Source organism: Mucilaginibacter terrae (assembly GCF_031951985.1).
GTDB lineage: Bacteria > Bacteroidota > Bacteroidia > Sphingobacteriales > Sphingobacteriaceae > Mucilaginibacter > Mucilaginibacter terrae_A.
Genome location: NZ_JAVLVU010000001.1, coordinates 2,893,996 through 2,910,327 on the forward strand (window position 1 = coordinate 2,893,996; position 16,332 = coordinate 2,910,327).

Sequence of the window (16,332 nt, forward strand, 5' to 3'; positions counted from 1 at the left end):
TATGTTGTTTACTTGAATCTTTTTAAAGTCTCCCCCTTTGGGGGAGATTTAGAGGGGGTTAGTGAGCAATTTCCTCATGATGAGCCACCGCATGACCGTGACCATCATTGTGTTTAACAATTACCGGCACACCGCTCACACGTTCCTGCAAATGCTGGAAGATGACGAACAGCACCGGGATGATCATTACACCCAACACTACACCGCTCAACATACCGCCTGCGGCACCAATACTGATAGAGTGGTTACCCTGGGCAGATGGACCAGTGGCGCTCATCATCGGTATCATACCGGCTATGAAGGCCAGCGAGGTCATGATGATAGGGCGCAGGCGCGAACGGGCACCTTCGAGGGCTGCGGCTACCAGGCCTTCGCGATTGCGGCGGCGTTGCAGGGCAAACTCTACAATAAGGATGGCGTTTTTAGCCAGCAAACCGATGAGCATGATAAGCGCAACCTGTACGTAAATGTTGTTATCGATACCAGCCCAGCCAATGGCTAAAAACACACCGAATATACCGGTAGGGATAGACAGGATAACGGCCAGCGGCAGTATATAACTCTCGTACTGTGCCGAAAGCAGGAAGTACACGAATACCAAACACAGCGCAAATATCACGGCCGATTGTCCGCCCGAAGAAATTTCCTCGCGGGTTTGGCCCGAAAACTCGTAGGCAAAACCTTGTGGCAACTCTTTTGATGCTACCTCTTGAATGGCCTTGATGGCATCGCCCGAGCTATAGCCCGGTTTAGGGATAGCGTTAATTTGGATAGAGTTGAACAGGTTGTAACGCGAAGCAGTTTCTGAACCATATACACGGGTTAGCTTTACCAATGTTTTAATAGGCACCATTTCGCCGGTTTTGTTGCGTACGTATACGCGGTCGATAGATGTAGGGTCGGTTTTGTCGGCAACATCAGCCTGAACAATAACGCGGTAGTATTTACCAAAGCGGTTAAAATCTGATGCCTGTGCACTACCAAAATAGGCTTGCATGGTTTGCAGTACATCGCGCACATTTACGCCCAGTTGGTTGGCTTTATCATCGTCAACCTCCAGTTGCAATTGCGGATAATCGGCTTTAAACGATGTAAAGGCAAAAGCAATAGCGGGTTGCTGCATCAGCTTACCAATAAAGTTATTGGCCACACCGCTGAATTTATCCAGCTTGCCGCCGGTTTTATCTTGCAGTACCATATCCAATGCTTCCACGTTACTAAAGCCCGGTACGGTAGGGAAACTAAACACAAAGAAAGTACCACGGCTAACAGCGCCCAGCTTTCCGCGGATCACGTTTTGTATTTCGTCGATGTTTTTAACCTCGCCACGCTCCTTGTTATCTTTCAACAGCACGAACATTACTGCTGCCGATGGACTGCTGGAGTTGGTTAACAAGTTGAAACCCGATATGGTAGTTACGAACCTTGCAGCAGGCATGGCACGTAATTCTTTCTCGGCCTCTTCAATTACCTTGGTGGTTTTAGCTAATGATGTACCCGATGGGGTAGATACCGATATGGCCACAAAGCCCTGGTCTTCGGTTGGGATAAAGCCCGATTTGGTATTGTTCACCATGTAAACAGTGATTGCAGTTACCAAAGCCAGTGCCCCCATACTTAACCATTTGTGGTTGATGAGGAATTTAATACCACCCACATAACGGTTAGTTAACGAGTTGAAGCTACGGTTAAAGCCGGCATAAAATTTTTGCGCAAAGCCTGCTTTTTCGCCGCTTGCGCCGTTACCGGCATGGTTATTTTTCAAAAACAAAGCAGCCAGTGCCGGGCTCAATGTTAACGCGTTAACCGCTGATATAACGATAGCGATAGCCATAGTAAATGCAAACTGGCGGTAGAATATACCGGTTGAACCCGTCATGAAACCTACCGGAAGGAATACCGCGGCCATTACCAAAGTAATAGAGATGATAGCACCGGTAATTTCGTTCATGGCCGAAGTAGTAGCCTCACGCGGCGACAGGTGGTCGGTTTCCATTTTAGAGTGTACGGCCTCTACCACCACAATGGCATCATCCACCACGATACCGATTGCCAGTACCAGCGCGAATAACGTTAACAGGTTAATAGAGAACCCGAATAAATTCAGGAAGAAGAACGTACCCAAAATAGCTACTGGAACGGCAATAGCCGGTATTAAGGTAGAGCGGAAATCTTGCAGGAAGATGAACACCACCACGAATACCAATATAAACGCCTCCACAAGGGTGTGCTCAACCTGGCTTATTGATTCATCTAACGCAGTTTTGGTACGATAGAAGTTGTTATATTCGATGCCTTTAGGAAAATCTTTCGATGCTTTTTCCATCAGCTTATCAACCGCGATCTGTATTTCGTTAGCGTTCGATCCGGCTAATTGGATAACCCCCACGGCAACACCATCGTTACCGTTAAGGTGGCTCATACTGCTGTAAGAGTATGCACCAAGTTCAACACGGGCTACATCCTTAAGGTGCAGTATCGAACCATCGGCATTGGCACGTATGGCAATATTTTCGTATTCATCAGGCTTGTTAAGCTTGCCTTTATATTTAATTACATATTCAAAGGCCTCGTTGCTGCGCTCGCCCAGTTTACCCGGAGCGGCCTCCAGGTTTTTATCCTGAATGGCAGCCATTACCTCGGCTGGTGTAATTTTGTATGCAGCCATTTGCGTAGGGTTAAGCCATACCCGCATCGAGTAATCTTTAACACCACCAAATATGGTAGCCGAACCTACACCCGGTATACGTTTTAACTCGGGAATGATGTTGATCTGGGCATAGTTAGCAACGAAGGTTTGGTCGTACTTTTTAGGGTCGGTAGTATAAATACCCACGGCACCAATTAAGCTATTTTGCTGCTTAACAGTGGTAATACCTTGTTGTATAACCTCGGCAGGTAACTGGCTTTGTGCCTGTGCTACACGGTTTTGTACGTTTACGGCAGCCTGATCGGGGTCGGTACCTTGTTTAAAGTACACGGTGATGGCCAAGCTGCCGTCGTTACTGGCGGTTGAGCTCATGTAGCTCATGTTTTCCACACCGTTAATTGATTCTTCTAATGATGGCGCTACCGAACGTAATACGGTTTCGGCGTTGGCACCGGGGTAAATGGCAGTTACCAATACGGCCGGAGGCGCAATATCAGGAAACTGCTGTAAGGGCAGTTTGGTAAGGCCCAGCACACCGAGTATCACCAACAGGATGGAGATAACGGTTGACAGTACCGGCCTTTCTATAAATTTTTGAAACATGACGTTTTGCTTTAAAAGGAGTTGATGTTTAGTTTTTTGCTACGGCGTTGGCTTTGTCAACGGCCTTTTGCGGAGCTATCTTCATACCGTCTTGCAGGTGGTCAACACCGCTTAACACAATTTGCTGGCCGGGTTTTAAACCACTTTTAACCAGGTAATCGCTGCCGCTTTTGCCTTCAATAACTATGGGTTGTTTAGCTACTTTGTTGCTATCGCCTACGGCATATACAAATACTTTGTCTTGTAGCTCAAGGGTGGCATCCTGCGGTACGCGGGCCACATTGTTGTGTTGCAGGCTCAGGCGTACTTTACCGGTATTGCCCGAGCGTAACAGCCCATCGGCATTAGGGAAGGTTGCCCTAACAGTAATGGCACCTGTGGTTTTATCAAACTGACCATCGATCATATCAATTTTACCGGGCAGGGTATAGCTGCTCTTGTCAGACAGTACCAGGGCTACCGGTGGCAGGTGACTAATTTTGTCTTGCAGGTTTTTACCAGCATATTGTGCTTTAAAGTTCACAAAGTCAGTTTCGCCAAGCGAAAAGTATACGTGTACATCATGCACGTCAGACAATTGTGTCAATGCTTCGGCATCAGAAGGAGACACCAGGCTGCCTTGTTTTTTAAGCAAGCGACCTATGTAACCGCTAACCGGGGCTTTAATTAAAGTGTATCCCAGATTAATTTGTGCAGTACCCACCTGTGCCTTAGCCTGAGCAACCTGTGCCTGGGCAACCTGTAAGGCTGCCTTTGCAGCTTTCAGCTGGTAGTCACTCACTACCTTGTTGGCAACTAACGGGGTTAATTTTTCCACTTCAAGTTTGGCGTTTGCCAGTGCACCTTCGGCTGCCATTTGACTTGCTTTGGCACTGTTAAGCGCTTCGCGGAAAGGGTTTTCGTTTATTTTAAACAGCGGCTGACCTTTGCTTACGTAAGCACCTTCATCGGCATATAAACGGTCTAAAGTACCGGCCACCTGCGGCCGAACCTCCACGTTTACCGCACCTTCGATCGAGGCCGGGTAATCCTGGTAAGTGGTTGCAGTATCAACTTTTATTTCGGCAACGGGTAAGGCTTGAGGGGGAGCGGCTTGCTGCTGGGCCGGCTGTTGTGAACAACCGTACAACACCGCCAGTGATAATATTAGAGCTAAGGATTTCATGATTTTATAGAATTTGGATTAGTGTGTTAGCTTGTTTTGTATTGAGTTGGAATGATGATCTTATTATAATAGTATTTGAAATACTGACGGTATCACCATTTTACGTTGTAAAATAATTTAACAGCGTTAAGCTATGTAAATGGCGATAGATTTATTTGCAGGGCAAGTATCATATATATATATAATGATGTTTACTTATTTAACAGTGTTAATTAACTGAGCAAAAAAATATATTACTCTTTAATGGCCAGTATAATACCGGCAATAGCGTCTTTTAAAACCTGTTCGTTAATACCATCGGGTACACTTTGGCGCACATGGTTAATAGATATTAAGCCGTGTACTATCGACCAAAAGGTATAGTACCATTTACAAACTTCATCTTCTGTTGGATTCTTGCTACCCATTACCTCTTTAATTGAAGCAGTAAGCATGTTTGCAGGGCCTTCTATCTCAGGAATAGATTTTTCGAACACACAACAATTAACCTCAATACCAAACATGAGCTGGTATAATTCCTTTTCGGCAAAGGCAAAGTTCCAGTAAGTAATCCAAAGGGCTTCCAACTGTTTGGCCGGAGTGTCCTGAGCATCTTTGGCAGCCTTCATAGCCTTAGCCAAAATGCAGTAGCCTTTTTTGGTAAGCTCCATCATTATGGCCTCTTTATTGGCAAAGTACTCGTATATGATAGGGGCTGTGTACTCAATAATGTCGGCAATTTTACGCATGCTCAAAGCCTGCCAGCCTTCCTGCTTACCAATTTGCAGCGCAGCATCCAGGATGTTAATCCTGGTTTCTTCCTTCAATCTCAAAATCCTGTCTTTGCTGGCCATGTTTGTAAGGCATTAAATAATTTAACAGTGTTAAGCAAAGGTAAAACGTATTTTTAAACACCGTACCATTTTATTGTCATTAAAATTGGAGAGTTGGTTGACAAAAGCGTTGCCCGTTCATATAGCTCTTTAATCAGCTTAAATAACAAATGAGTAAATTTCTATTATAAGAGAATGATTAATAAAACAAAGAAGGGCCGCACCGTGGTACCGGGCTGCCCTTTCTTTAAAAAACAAACACTAAACAAAAACTACAGGCTGTAATTAAACAGCTTCGGCTAATATATTTTCTTTGTTAACAGGCTCATTCCTAATATCCATATAATCAATAGTTATAATATTGATACCGCTACGTTTTACCATAACAGAGGGATTGATACTATTTTTATGAAGCATACCGTAAGGATAGTTTTCGAGCATTACAATGCTGTGTACCTCATTGGTATTTAAATAATTTTTAAATACAGCCAGTGTGCTCCCATAAAAAAACTCTATCCGCAGGTTAGGTAAACTGTCGGCATACTTACGCTTAATTTTGGCACAGGCATCGTTAAACGCGGCTGATATATGCTGGTGTTCTGCCGAGCGTTTAGAGAGCATGAACAATTCGTGAGTATTATTGGTAATTTTAAGCATGTGTACCAGTATAATACTCACTTTATGCAGGTAAAGCCTTTGCAGCAAATTAGGTATACAGCTAAGTGTTTTTACATTAAAATCGGTAGGTATCAACAGCGTTATCATATGCACTAACCGGTATAACTGTGTACTTTATTTGTTATACAATGTTAAGCCCTACTCATTAGCAACATTTAAGAGAGTTGTTAAAATTTAATTAGAGTTTACAATTGGTAATAATACCTGTATTTCTGTACCGCTATCTTCTTTTGACCTGATATCGATAGTGCCTTTGTGTAACCGTATAATGTTGAGTGTTAAAGGCAAACCTACGCCATGACCGGCATAAGCCAAGGTATTGGACGCTCTGTAGAACGGCTCAAAGATGTGTTCCAGATCTTCGTGAGGTATGCCTATGCCAACATCGGTTACGGTTATGCTAATTTGCTTGTTTTGTACGGTAAGTTTAACTTTAACCAGTTGATTTTGTGAGTATTTGCAGGCATTGCTGATGATGTTGCTAATTGCAAGCCGGAGTAAATTGCTATTGCCTGATGTTTGCAGCAATTCTTCATTTTCGGGCAATTGCGAAAAATCAACTTCTATGTTACTGTCGGGCTGAATTTTCTTGAGCGACTCAATGGCCATCCATATTAATTCATCAATACGTATAATTTGCCAGCGTTGCTTTTTACCATCAAAGCCCGACTGGGCCAGCAACAAAAGGTTATTAAGTATTTGAATAAGTTTATCCGTTTCGGAGCTTATGGTATTGAGCACAGAGCGCTGTTCGGCTGTTAAATCGGTTTTGGTAAGCGCTATTTCAACCTCACTGTTAACCACCGTTAGTGGGGTACGCAACTCGTGCGATGCATTGCTTACAAAGTTGTTCTGGGTATCGAATGCCGTTTCGAGCCGGTTGAGCATGTTGTTAAACGTGAGCGATAGTTCAGATATTTCGTCTTTACCAGTAGGTTCATCAAGCCTGAGGTGCAGGTTATCAGAGGTTATCATTTTAACCCGGTCGGTTAACTTACGTATGGGCGTAAACGTGTAAAACGAAAAAGCCTTTCCAACAAAAAAGGCTATTACCAACGAGCCAATAAAACCTACCAGTAAAATCTTTTGCAGCTCTTTCAACTCGCGCATACCGTATGGGTTACGGGCCGATACAATAACAATATATTTATCGGGCAAAAGCGCTACTACCTTGCCCGATAAAAACTTGTTTTTTTGCTTATAGCGCGATTTTCCTGTGCTTATGATCTCATCAATAAATTCAGAAGGAAAGCCATCTCTCTTGAAACTTCCGGATGCATCGGCTTTTAATATGTACTCGGTTTCATGGTCGAGCTTTTCGAGGTACTTTTTGCGCACCTCTTCATAAGCCCGGCTACGCTCGCCGGGAAATAGGCGGGTTTCGGCCGTGAGGTTTACGCGGGCTTCAAGCCGTTTAAAAAAGTCGTCGTAATTAAATTGATAATCAAAATATAAAATAAAGGCATTAAGCAGTAATAATATCCCGGTGGATAGGATAAGAAACAGCAGCGTTATTTTACTTTGAATTTTCATGCACTTCGTTTTCCTTCATCATGTAGCCCATACCAAATACGGTATTAATAAGCTTGTGAGGACTGTTTTTTTCGAGTTTTTTACGAAGGTAATTTACATAAACATCAACCACGTTGGTACCCAGGTTAAAATCAATATCCCATACGTTTTCGAGTATTTGTATGCGCGAAAGTACCTTTTTCTGATTTTTTATGAAGTACTCGAGCAAACGATACTCGGTAGGGGTTAAATTTAATGGTAAATTGCTCTGGTAAACTGTTTTCGCCTCAACATCAACCTCCAGGTCAGCTATTTTGTAAACGGTATTTTCGGGCTCTGCATCATTACTGCGGCGGCGCATTAAGGTACGTAAACGTGCGGCCAGTTCGGCAATTTTAAAAGGCTTAACCATGTAGTCGTCGGCACCGCTGTCAAGCCCGGTCACAATATTCTCGGTCGAGTCGAGCGCGGTAAGCATGAGTATGGGCACATGGGCATCCTTGTCGCGTATGCGGCGGCAAATTTGTATACCGTCCATACCGGGCAGCATTACATCCAGCATGATAATATCAAAGGGATGGCTTAGAGCCATTTGCAATCCGGTTAATCCGTTGCCGGCTACACTAACTTCAAAATTATAATCGGCCAAACCGCGTTTAATTACCGATACTACGTTAGGTTCGTCTTCTACTAATAATAAAGCCATGAGGTGGTTTTTTAGGTGAAACGCAATGCGTAATAACTAATAAACTATTTACGCTTGCCAAAAGTGTAACATAGCAAACTTATTACGTTAACATTAAAAACTAATAAGAAAGCGGATTTGAATAAGGGTGTCAAATCCGCTTATCTGCCTCTAAAAGTTAAACGATCTTTTAATTGCAATTAACATTAATAATCATAGTGTTGCTTTTGTACGTATATACATGGTTTTAAACAATTGCGAACTCGCATTTAAGCGTTGCAACGTTTAATGTTTTTGCTTGTCTTATTTATACGTATCATTTTTGTTGCGAAACTTTTAAAGCCTTATATCAAATTTTTGTAATTTTGCAATTAGGATATGCTTAAAAATTGGTTACATATCATTCTGTCGCTTTGGCTTATCAATGCAGTTACGTTTCTGCAGTCGGGTAATCCTGCCGATAGTTTTAATTTAACCAATGCTGTTCCTGATTATGAAGAAAGCCCAAAGATCAACAGTTGGGCTGATTGTATACTCCATACCCTGGCCGACGATGACGATGCCACAGCCGAAAAAGCGCAGAAAATAAAATTCCAGCGTCGTTATGTGCGCAGCCGAACGGCTAACGACCGCGTTTTTATCCAGGCTCCAAGCCTGTCGGTATTTTTCCGGACTTTTAAATCGCCCCTCGTACATACGGTAAATAAATTTTTTATTGGAGTAGCCAAACTACCGGCATACTACAATTTTCTCTTCCGGCTCAGTCCATTCTAAATCCTGTATTCTTTTTAAAATCTTATTGGCATAGCCCCGGGGCTTATGCCTGCTGTACAGTTCAGTTTCCTGTTTGTACTGCTTATGTTTAATCTTAAAAGAATACACTCATGTTCAAAAACAAGAGCATTTATGGTTGGCTGGTAGCTGTTGCTGCCTTTTCATTTGCCAGCTGCTCATCAAGCAAAACCGAAAACACGGGCCAGGACACACTGGAATTGCCGGTGCTAACTATTATTGCCAAAGATACTACCCTGCAAACGGCCTATGTGGCCGATATACAAGCCATTAAAAATGTAGAGCTACGCTCGCGCCAGCGCGGCTTTCTCGAAAAAATATATGTGGATGAAGGTATGCCTGTGCGCAAAGGCCAGGTACTTTTTAAACTTAACGACGAAGAATTCAGGGTAACCTTGGCACGCGCCAAAGCCATGCTGAGCAATGCCGAAGCCGATGCCGTTGCCTCTCGTCTGGAGGTTGAGCGGGTAAAAATGCTGGTTAACAAAAAGGTACTGGCCGCATCAGAGCTTGAAGTTGCGCAATCGAAGTTAAAAGCTGATGAAGCCCTTATTGATGAAGCCCGCACCAATGTACAAAGTGCTCAAAACCATATTGCTTATACTACCATCAGGGCTCCGTTTGATGGCATGATAGACCGCATTCCGCTAAAAGGCGGCAGTTTGATAGACGAGGGGGCATTGCTAACCAGTATATCCGACCTAAGCTCTATTTACGCCTACTTCAGTTTCCCCGAAAACGAATACCTTAAATACCAGCGTTCAAAAAACAATGGCGAAAAGGATAATAACGAGGTAAAGCTGGTGCTATCTGATGGTAGCAGCTACAGCCACAGCGGTACCATTGAAACCATTGAGGGCGAAATTGAGCAAACTACGGGTTCTATAGCCTTAAGGGCAAAGTTCCCTAACCCGCACAAACTGTTGCGCCATGGTGCCAGCGGTAAAATTTATATCACCACCGAGATGGACGATGCGGTTATGATTCCGCAAAAATCAGTCTTCGAGGTGCAGGATAAAAGCTATGTATATGTGGTAAGTAACGACAATAAACTGCACATGACCAGCTTTACGCCGCTTACCCGTTTTTCGCAATACTATTTGGTGAAAGACGGCTTAAAACCCGGCGATAAAATATTGTACGAGGGTGCGCAAAACGCCCGCGACGGTATGGTTATTAAGCCCAATATGCTAAAGCAAGCGCCTTTACTGGCCGCAAAATAGCCTCGATTTCTATTTTTCCTGTTTGCCCTACGTGCATGTATCATACATGCAAGGGCTATTTTTTGATATAATCTCAGAAAACGCATGTTCGAAACTTTTATAAAGCGGCCTATCCTGTCGCTTGTAATATCCCTCATTATAACCCTGTTGGGTGTGCTGGCCTTGCTTACGCTGCCGGTAACCCAGTTCCCTGATATTGTGCCGCCATCGGTTACGGTTACGGCCAACTATGTTGGTGCCAACGCAGAAGTATGCGCCAAAGCCGTAGCTACACCGCTTGAGCGCGCTATTAACGGCGTGCCGGGCATGACCTATATGTCGTCGGTTTGTAGTAACGATGGTTTAACTGTTATACAGATATACTTTAACGTGGGGACCGACCCCGACCAGGCTGCTGTTAACGTACAAAACCGGGTAGCCACCATTATTGATGAAATGCCCGAAGAGGTAATTAAAGCCGGTGTTACCACCGAAAAGGAGGTAAACAGTATGCTCATGTACCTCAACATTATGAGTGACGATAAGGCGATGGACGAAAAATTCATCTACAACTTTACCGACATTAACGTACTGCAGGAACTTAAACGTATTGATGGTGTAGGCCGTGCCGAAATTATGGGTGCCAAAGAGTACTCTATGCGGGTATGGCTAAACCCCGAGCGCATGATGGCCTACAAGGTATCAACCGATGATGTGATCGAAGCCATTCGTGCACAAAACGTGGAGGCTGCCCCAGGCAAAACCGGCCAAAGCTCTGATAAATCGCCGCAATCGCTGCAATATGTATTGCGCTACCCCGGTAAATTCTTTGAGCCCAAACAGTACGAAAACATCGTGATTCGTGCCGATGAGTCGGGCACTGTTCTATCATTAAAAGATGTAGCAAATATTGAATTTGGGTCGCTCACCTACAGCATGGTGTCAAACACCGATGGTCGCCCTTCGGCATCTATCATGATCAAGCAGCGCCCCGGCTCTAACGCACGCGATGTTATCCAGAATATTAAAAACCGCATGGCCGAGCTAAAGGAAAGCTCCTTCCCTACCGGTATGACCTATAACGTAAATTACGATGTTTCGCGTTTCCTCGATGCTTCCATTGACGAGGTGTTGCATACGTTAATTGAGGCATTTATCCTCGTGTTTATCGTGGTTTACATCTTTTTGCAGGATTTCCGTTCAACGCTAATACCTGCACTCGCGGTGCCCGTGGCCCTCATTGGTACACTGGCCTTTATGCAGATGCTGGGCTTCTCTATCAACCTGCTTACGCTCTTTGCGCTGGTGCTTTCCATTGGTATTGTGGTAGATAACGCCATTGTGGTGGTGGAGGCCGTGCACGTAAAAATGCACGAAGAACACATGAACGCCATGGATGCCACCGTAAGTGCCATGAAAGAAATTAGCGGAGCCATTGTGGCAATTACGCTGGTAATGTCGGCGGTGTTTGTGCCGGTGGCCTTTATGAGCGGCCCGGTGGGGGTATTTTACAGGCAGTTCTCGTTAACCATGGCTATTGCTATTGTTATATCGGGGGTGAATGCGGTAACGCTAACGCCTGCGTTATGTGCCATTATGCTCAAAAACAACCACGCTGCTAAAAAGGGCTTCATTGACAAATTTTTTGCAGGCTTTAACAAACGTTATGATGCCGTACAAAACAAATATTCAGGCTTTATCAGCAAGATTGCAGGCCGCAGAGTGGTAACATTTATGCTGCTGATCGTATTCTTTGTGGGCACATTTGGCCTGAGCAAAATACTGCCAACGGGCTTCATCCCAACCGAAGACCAGGGCATGATCTACGTAAACATTACCACCCCGCCCGGGGCCACTGTTGAACGTACCGAAGAAGTAGTGGCCGCCATTCAGCGCCAAACCAAGGATATGAAATCCATCGAATCGGTGTCCACCCTTTCGGGCTATAGCCTGGTGAACGAAATTGCGGGTGCATCATACGGTATGGCCATGATCAATTTAAAATCATGGGATGAGCGCGAAGAATCGTTACAGGATGTGATTGACGAGTTGCGCCGCCGCACCAAAAACATAGGCGATGCCACCATTCAGTTTTTTCCGCCGCCAACCGTACCGGGCTTTGGTAACTCCAGCGGTTTTGAGATACGTATGCTCGATAAAAGCGGAACTGGCGATCTGCAAAAGACCGCCGTGGTATCTAACGATTTCATCAAAGCGCTGAACGATTCGAAAGAGATCGACAATGCCTTCTCCAGTTTCGACCCTAACTTCCCGCAGTATTTAATTACGGTCGATCAGCCCATGGCTGCCAAAAAAGGCATCACCATTGATAAGGCCATGAGTACGCTGCAAACCCTGATGGGTAGCTACTATGCATCAAACTTTATCCGTTTTGGGCAAATGTATAAGGTAATGGTGCAGGCTTCGCCGGAGTACAGGTCGAAACCCGAAGATGTGCTGAAACTGTACGTAAAAAACGATAAAGGCGAAATGGTGCCGTTCTCAACCTTCATTAAAATGGAGCGTGTTTACGGGCCGGAGCAACTAACGCGCTACAACATGTACACCTCGGCCATGGTTACGGGTGATGCCGCACCGGGTTATAGTAGTGGCGATGCCATTGCTGCCATCAACCGCATAGCCAAAGAGAAACTACCAAAAGGATACTCATTCGAGTGGTCGGGTATGACGCGTGAGCAAATACTCTCAGGCGACCAGGCCATCTACATTTTTATTATTTGTTTAGTGTTTGTTTACCTGCTACTGGCAGCACAGTACGAAAGTTTGCTGCTACCTTTAGCGGTAATTTTATCGCTGCCTACGGGTATTTTAGGCGCATTCTTCTTCCTCAAAATTACCGGGCTCGAAAACAATATTTACGCGCAGGTAGCCTTGGTAATGCTTATTGGCTTGCTGGGTAAAAACGCAATTTTGATTGTTGAATTTGCCGTACAGCGCGAGCGCGAAGGTGCAACCGTGTTGCAGGCAGCTATTGAAGGTGCGGTATCGCGTTTACGCCCCATCCTCATGACCTCGTTTGCGTTTATTGCCGGCTTAATTCCTTTGTGTATTGCCAGCGGTGCAGGTGCTATGGGCAACCGTTCTATTGGTACGGCAGCTGCCGGTGGTATGCTCATCGGTACTATTTTCGGGCTGATATTGATTCCCGGGCTGTATGTGATATTCTCGAGCCTGTCAAAATCAAAAAAGAAAGAGGAGCCAGCCGTAGTGCTTGAGCCGGAGTTAAACAGCACTTATCATTAATTTAAAGTTTCACAATGTCCAGATATAAGTTTTATTCATTTATAGGCGTGCTTGCATGTGCTTTAACGGCATGCAGCAGCCTTAAAACGGTTGATATATCGCTACCTGATGAAATGCCGGGCAGCTATGCAGGCTCAACCGATACTACCAGTGTAGCCATGGTGCCGGTATCAAAGTTTTTCCCCGATACCTACCTGCTTAATCTCATTGATACTGCCTTTAGCGCAAACCCTGATATACTGGCATCTTTGCAACGTATTGAGGCCGCCAATGCCAACCTTAAGTATAACGGCCTGTTATGGGCGCCAACGCTCAACTTAAATGCCCGGGCAGGTGTTGAAAGGTATGGCGAGTATACCATGAACGGTGTGGGTAACTATGACACCAATTTATCACAAAATATTAGCGGGAATCAAAGGATACCCAACCCAACGCCCGATTACTTCCTGGGTTTTCAAAGCTCATGGGAACTTGACCTTTGGGGTAAATTAAAGAACCGGAAGAAGGCCGCCTTCAACCGCTTTTTGGCCAGCCAAAGCGGGTACAAAATGGTAACCACCTCGCTCACCTCGCAAATAGCTACGGCGTACTACCAGCTTTTGGCTTTAGATAACGAGTTGCGCGTGATCCGCAAAAATATCGACCTGCAAAATAATGCGCTCGAAATTGTTAAGGTGCAAAAACTGGGCGGCCGCGCTACCGAACTGGCCGTACAGCAGTTTTTAGCCCAGCTGAAGCGTACCCAAGGTATGGAAGCCATGGTAAAGCAACAAATTACCGAAACCGAAAATCAGCTTAACTTTTTAAGCGGTAAATTTTCTAAAAGTATTCCGCGCGATACATCTATCAATACCCTTAAACTGCCTACGGTGCTTAAAGCCGGGGTACCATCGCAATTACTATTGAACCGCCCCGATATTCAGCAGGCCGATTTTGAACTAAAAGCCATGAATGCCGATATTAAAGCGGTACATGCTGCATTCTTTCCGCAGCTAACGCTGTCGCCATATGTTGGGTTTAATGCATTTCGTACATCGGTGTTGTTTAATCCCGGCTCAATAGCCTATGGTATTTTAGGGGGTGTAACCGGGCCAATATTTAACCGCAAACAAATTAAAGCCGATTATGAGCGTACCCAGGCCGAGGGCAAACAAGCCCTATACAGCTATCAAAAAACCGTTTTAAACAGTTACCAGGAAGTACTGAACAGCCTTAAAAGTATTGAAAATTATACCACGGCCTATCGCAATAAGCAGCAGGAGGTGCAGGCGTTAACTAACGCAGTATCGGTGGCTAATGATTTATACTTGGTTGGCCGGGCAAACTACCTGGAGGTAATTACCGCCCAACGCAACGTGCTTGATGCCGAACTGGAACTGGCTCATACCAAAAAAAATATTTTTATTGGGGCCGTAAACTTATACCGTTCTGTAGGAGGCGGTTGGAAACGTTAAGTTTTTTGTTTAGTTTTTTTATCCTGCAACCCTGCTTAATGCCCCGGCACCCTGCGCCGGGGCATTTTTTTGTCCGGTAGTCAGAAGAATACCCGCATATTGGTACGAAGTCAGAGACTTCGTACAGCGGAACATTGGAGAGCGGGAAATTTATAATGTATTTTCATAGATACTTATATAATGTTCAACTGGGTAAGCTGTACCTGTAACAAACCGTTCACCTGTTACTTTATTAACAATGACTGGCGCATTGCCAGCCAGCATGCTTGAAAAATTATTAGTTTGTAAAAACTCATTACTTTGATAAAAGAATACATAATAATCATCTGCTTCAATGGTATCGCTATCTAAAATAACGATACTATCGTTTATCATTTGGTACTCTGCATTTAGGTCGGCCTCCAATGCAGATTGCAATTCCTTTTTTGTTAGCATACGGGTTTTTTGTACAGTAAAAATACAAATTCTATAACAAACGATTAAGGCAGAGTGCAGCGGGGGCATTTGCTTTTTGTAGTTTTTTTGTCGCCTCCCAGCTTCGGGGTGAAAGCTGGGCAGCACCGATGGCCTGTGCGGTAGGAAAGGGCCTCTTAGATTTTGCTGAAGCTTGGGAAATGTGCGAACGAAGTGGGGCAAAAGATGAAAAGCCCGTGGTGCTGCCTGGCTTTGCAGCGCAAGGCATGTGCGAAAACGAAGCATAGGGAGTAGACTTGATTTTGGTTCTTTCATCAAGGAAAGAACAAAGGGCATCCGCGGCCCAGAAGCGGTAGACGCTATGCAAAACCATACTTTGTATGTATGTTTGTTTTAAACATTCACACTGCGCATGGCTAAAATTCTACTGGTTGAAGACGAAGACAAGGTATCCTCTTTCATAAAAAAAGGCTTGCAGGAGCACCATTTCCAGGTCGACGTAGCCAGAGACGGCATTGCCGGCCTAACCAATGTTTTGCAGGATACTTACGACCTAATCATTCTTGATGTAATGTTGCCGCTTATTAACGGCATTGACCTTTGTAAGCAAATTCGCCAAAAGCAAAGCCAGGTTCCTATATTGATGCTGAGCGCCCTGGGTACTATTGATGATAAAGTAACCGGCCTGCATGCAGGTGCCGATGATTACCTGATCAAGCCTTTCCATTTTAACGAATTGATGGCACGGATTGAGGCTTTGCTGCGCCGCCGTAACATGGCCGAGGTAACTAACCACCTCCTTAATTTTGCCGACCTAAAACTTGATACCTGGGATAAAACAGCCGAACGTGCCGGGAAGAAAATTACGCTTACCGCCAAAGAATATGCCTTGCTGGAGCTGTTTATGCGCAACCCCGGCAAATTGCTCTCGCGCGAGTACATGCTCGAAAAGGTTTGGGGGCTGAACTTTGATACCGGCACTAATATGGTTGATGTATATGTAAATTACCTGCGTAACAAAGTGCAAAAAGGCTTTGATACCAAGTTAATACATACCGTTATTGGCATGGGCTATATTATGAAAGAGCAGCAATAGCTAAA

Annotated in this window: 12 protein-coding genes; 5 read left to right on the forward strand and 7 right to left on the reverse strand. The window is 44.6% G+C overall.

Features of this window, described 5'->3' with window-relative positions:
- Positions 1–58 precede the first annotated feature (58 nt).
- The 6 genes from QE417_RS12285 to QE417_RS12310 all read right to left on the reverse strand — a co-directional run bounded on the left by QE417_RS12285 (position 59) and on the right by QE417_RS12310 (position 8,126).
- Complete coding sequence (locus QE417_RS12285; RefSeq protein ID WP_311950342.1) at positions 59–3,253, reverse strand: efflux RND transporter permease subunit; 3,195 nt, start codon at positions 3,251–3,253, stop codon at positions 59–61.
- 28 nt (positions 3,254–3,281) lie between these two features.
- Positions 3,282–4,418, reverse strand: coding sequence for an efflux RND transporter periplasmic adaptor subunit (locus QE417_RS12290; protein ID WP_311950344.1), 1,137 nt, complete (start codon positions 4,416–4,418; stop codon positions 3,282–3,284).
- A 233-nt stretch (positions 4,419–4,651) separates the two neighbouring features.
- Positions 4,652–5,251 (reverse strand): TetR/AcrR family transcriptional regulator, encoded by a 600-nt coding sequence (locus QE417_RS12295; protein WP_311950347.1) that lies wholly within the window; start codon positions 5,249–5,251, stop codon positions 4,652–4,654.
- Between the two features lie 264 nt (positions 5,252–5,515).
- Entirely contained in the window at positions 5,516–5,995 is a 480-nt protein-coding gene (locus QE417_RS12300) for a hypothetical protein (RefSeq protein WP_311950349.1), read from the reverse strand.
- An 87-nt stretch (positions 5,996–6,082) separates the two neighbouring features.
- On the reverse strand, positions 6,083–7,441 hold the full coding sequence (locus tag QE417_RS12305; RefSeq protein ID WP_311950350.1) for a HAMP domain-containing sensor histidine kinase: 1,359 nt from the start codon (positions 7,439–7,441) through the stop codon (positions 6,083–6,085).
- Complete coding sequence (locus QE417_RS12310; RefSeq protein WP_311950352.1) at positions 7,425–8,126, reverse strand: response regulator transcription factor; 702 nt, start codon at positions 8,124–8,126, stop codon at positions 7,425–7,427. Before QE417_RS12310 ends, QE417_RS12305 begins: the two co-directional genes overlap by 17 nt.
- Positions 8,127–8,483: 357 nt before the next feature.
- Here QE417_RS12310 and QE417_RS12315 point away from each other — a divergent pair, with 357 nt between their 5' ends.
- The 4 genes from QE417_RS12315 (at position 8,484) to QE417_RS12330 (ending at position 14,817) form a co-directional block, all read left to right on the forward strand.
- Complete coding sequence (locus QE417_RS12315; protein WP_311950355.1) at positions 8,484–8,879, forward strand: hypothetical protein; 396 nt, start codon at positions 8,484–8,486, stop codon at positions 8,877–8,879.
- Positions 8,880–8,989: 110 nt separating this feature from the next.
- A complete protein-coding gene (locus QE417_RS12320; protein WP_311950357.1) occupies positions 8,990–10,120 on the forward strand; it encodes an efflux RND transporter periplasmic adaptor subunit in 1,131 nt (376 codons plus the stop codon).
- An 84-nt stretch (positions 10,121–10,204) separates the two neighbouring features.
- Positions 10,205–13,363: an efflux RND transporter permease subunit gene (locus QE417_RS12325; protein WP_311950360.1), complete on the forward strand. Its 3,159-nt coding sequence runs from the start codon at positions 10,205–10,207 to the stop codon at positions 13,361–13,363.
- 14 nt (positions 13,364–13,377) lie between these two features.
- The gene (locus tag QE417_RS12330) at positions 13,378–14,817 is read left to right on the forward strand and encodes a TolC family protein (protein WP_311950362.1); all 1,440 of its coding nucleotides are present in this window, start codon (positions 13,378–13,380) and stop codon (positions 14,815–14,817) included.
- Between the two features lie 150 nt (positions 14,818–14,967).
- Here QE417_RS12330 and QE417_RS12335 read toward each other — a convergent pair whose 3' ends face one another.
- Positions 14,968–15,546 carry a YrhB domain-containing protein gene (locus tag QE417_RS12335; protein WP_311950365.1) on the reverse strand — a complete coding sequence of 193 codons (579 nt, stop codon included), beginning with the start codon at positions 15,544–15,546 and terminating at the stop codon, positions 14,968–14,970.
- Between the two features lie 97 nt (positions 15,547–15,643).
- Here QE417_RS12335 and QE417_RS12340 point away from each other — a divergent pair, with 97 nt between their 5' ends.
- Positions 15,644–16,327, forward strand: coding sequence for a response regulator transcription factor (locus tag QE417_RS12340; protein WP_311950366.1), 684 nt, complete (start codon positions 15,644–15,646; stop codon positions 16,325–16,327).
- Positions 16,328–16,332 lie beyond the last annotated feature (5 nt).

Coding starts and splice junctions, on each gene's coding strand:
- QE417_RS12285 (WP_311950342.1), bottom strand. CDS start 3,253: ATGTTTCAAAAATTTATAGAAAGGCCGGTACTGTCAACCGTTATCTCC.
- QE417_RS12290 (WP_311950344.1), bottom strand. CDS start 4,418: ATGAAATCCTTAGCTCTAATATTATCACTGGCGGTGTTGTACGGTTGT.
- QE417_RS12295 (WP_311950347.1), bottom strand. CDS start 5,251: ATGGCCAGCAAAGACAGGATTTTGAGATTGAAGGAAGAAACCAGGATT.
- QE417_RS12300 (WP_311950349.1), bottom strand. CDS start 5,995: ATGATAACGCTGTTGATACCTACCGATTTTAATGTAAAAACACTTAGC.
- QE417_RS12305 (WP_311950350.1), bottom strand. CDS start 7,441: ATGAAAATTCAAAGTAAAATAACGCTGCTGTTTCTTATCCTATCCACC.
- QE417_RS12310 (WP_311950352.1), bottom strand. CDS start 8,126: ATGGCTTTATTATTAGTAGAAGACGAACCTAACGTAGTATCGGTAATT.
- QE417_RS12315 (WP_311950355.1), top strand. CDS start 8,484: ATGCTTAAAAATTGGTTACATATCATTCTGTCGCTTTGGCTTATCAAT.
- QE417_RS12320 (WP_311950357.1), top strand. CDS start 8,990: ATGTTCAAAAACAAGAGCATTTATGGTTGGCTGGTAGCTGTTGCTGCC.
- QE417_RS12325 (WP_311950360.1), top strand. CDS start 10,205: ATGTTCGAAACTTTTATAAAGCGGCCTATCCTGTCGCTTGTAATATCC.
- QE417_RS12330 (WP_311950362.1), top strand. CDS start 13,378: ATGTCCAGATATAAGTTTTATTCATTTATAGGCGTGCTTGCATGTGCT.
- QE417_RS12335 (WP_311950365.1), bottom strand. CDS start 15,546: ATGAAAGAACCAAAATCAAGTCTACTCCCTATGCTTCGTTTTCGCACA.
- QE417_RS12340 (WP_311950366.1), top strand. CDS start 15,644: ATGGCTAAAATTCTACTGGTTGAAGACGAAGACAAGGTATCCTCTTTC.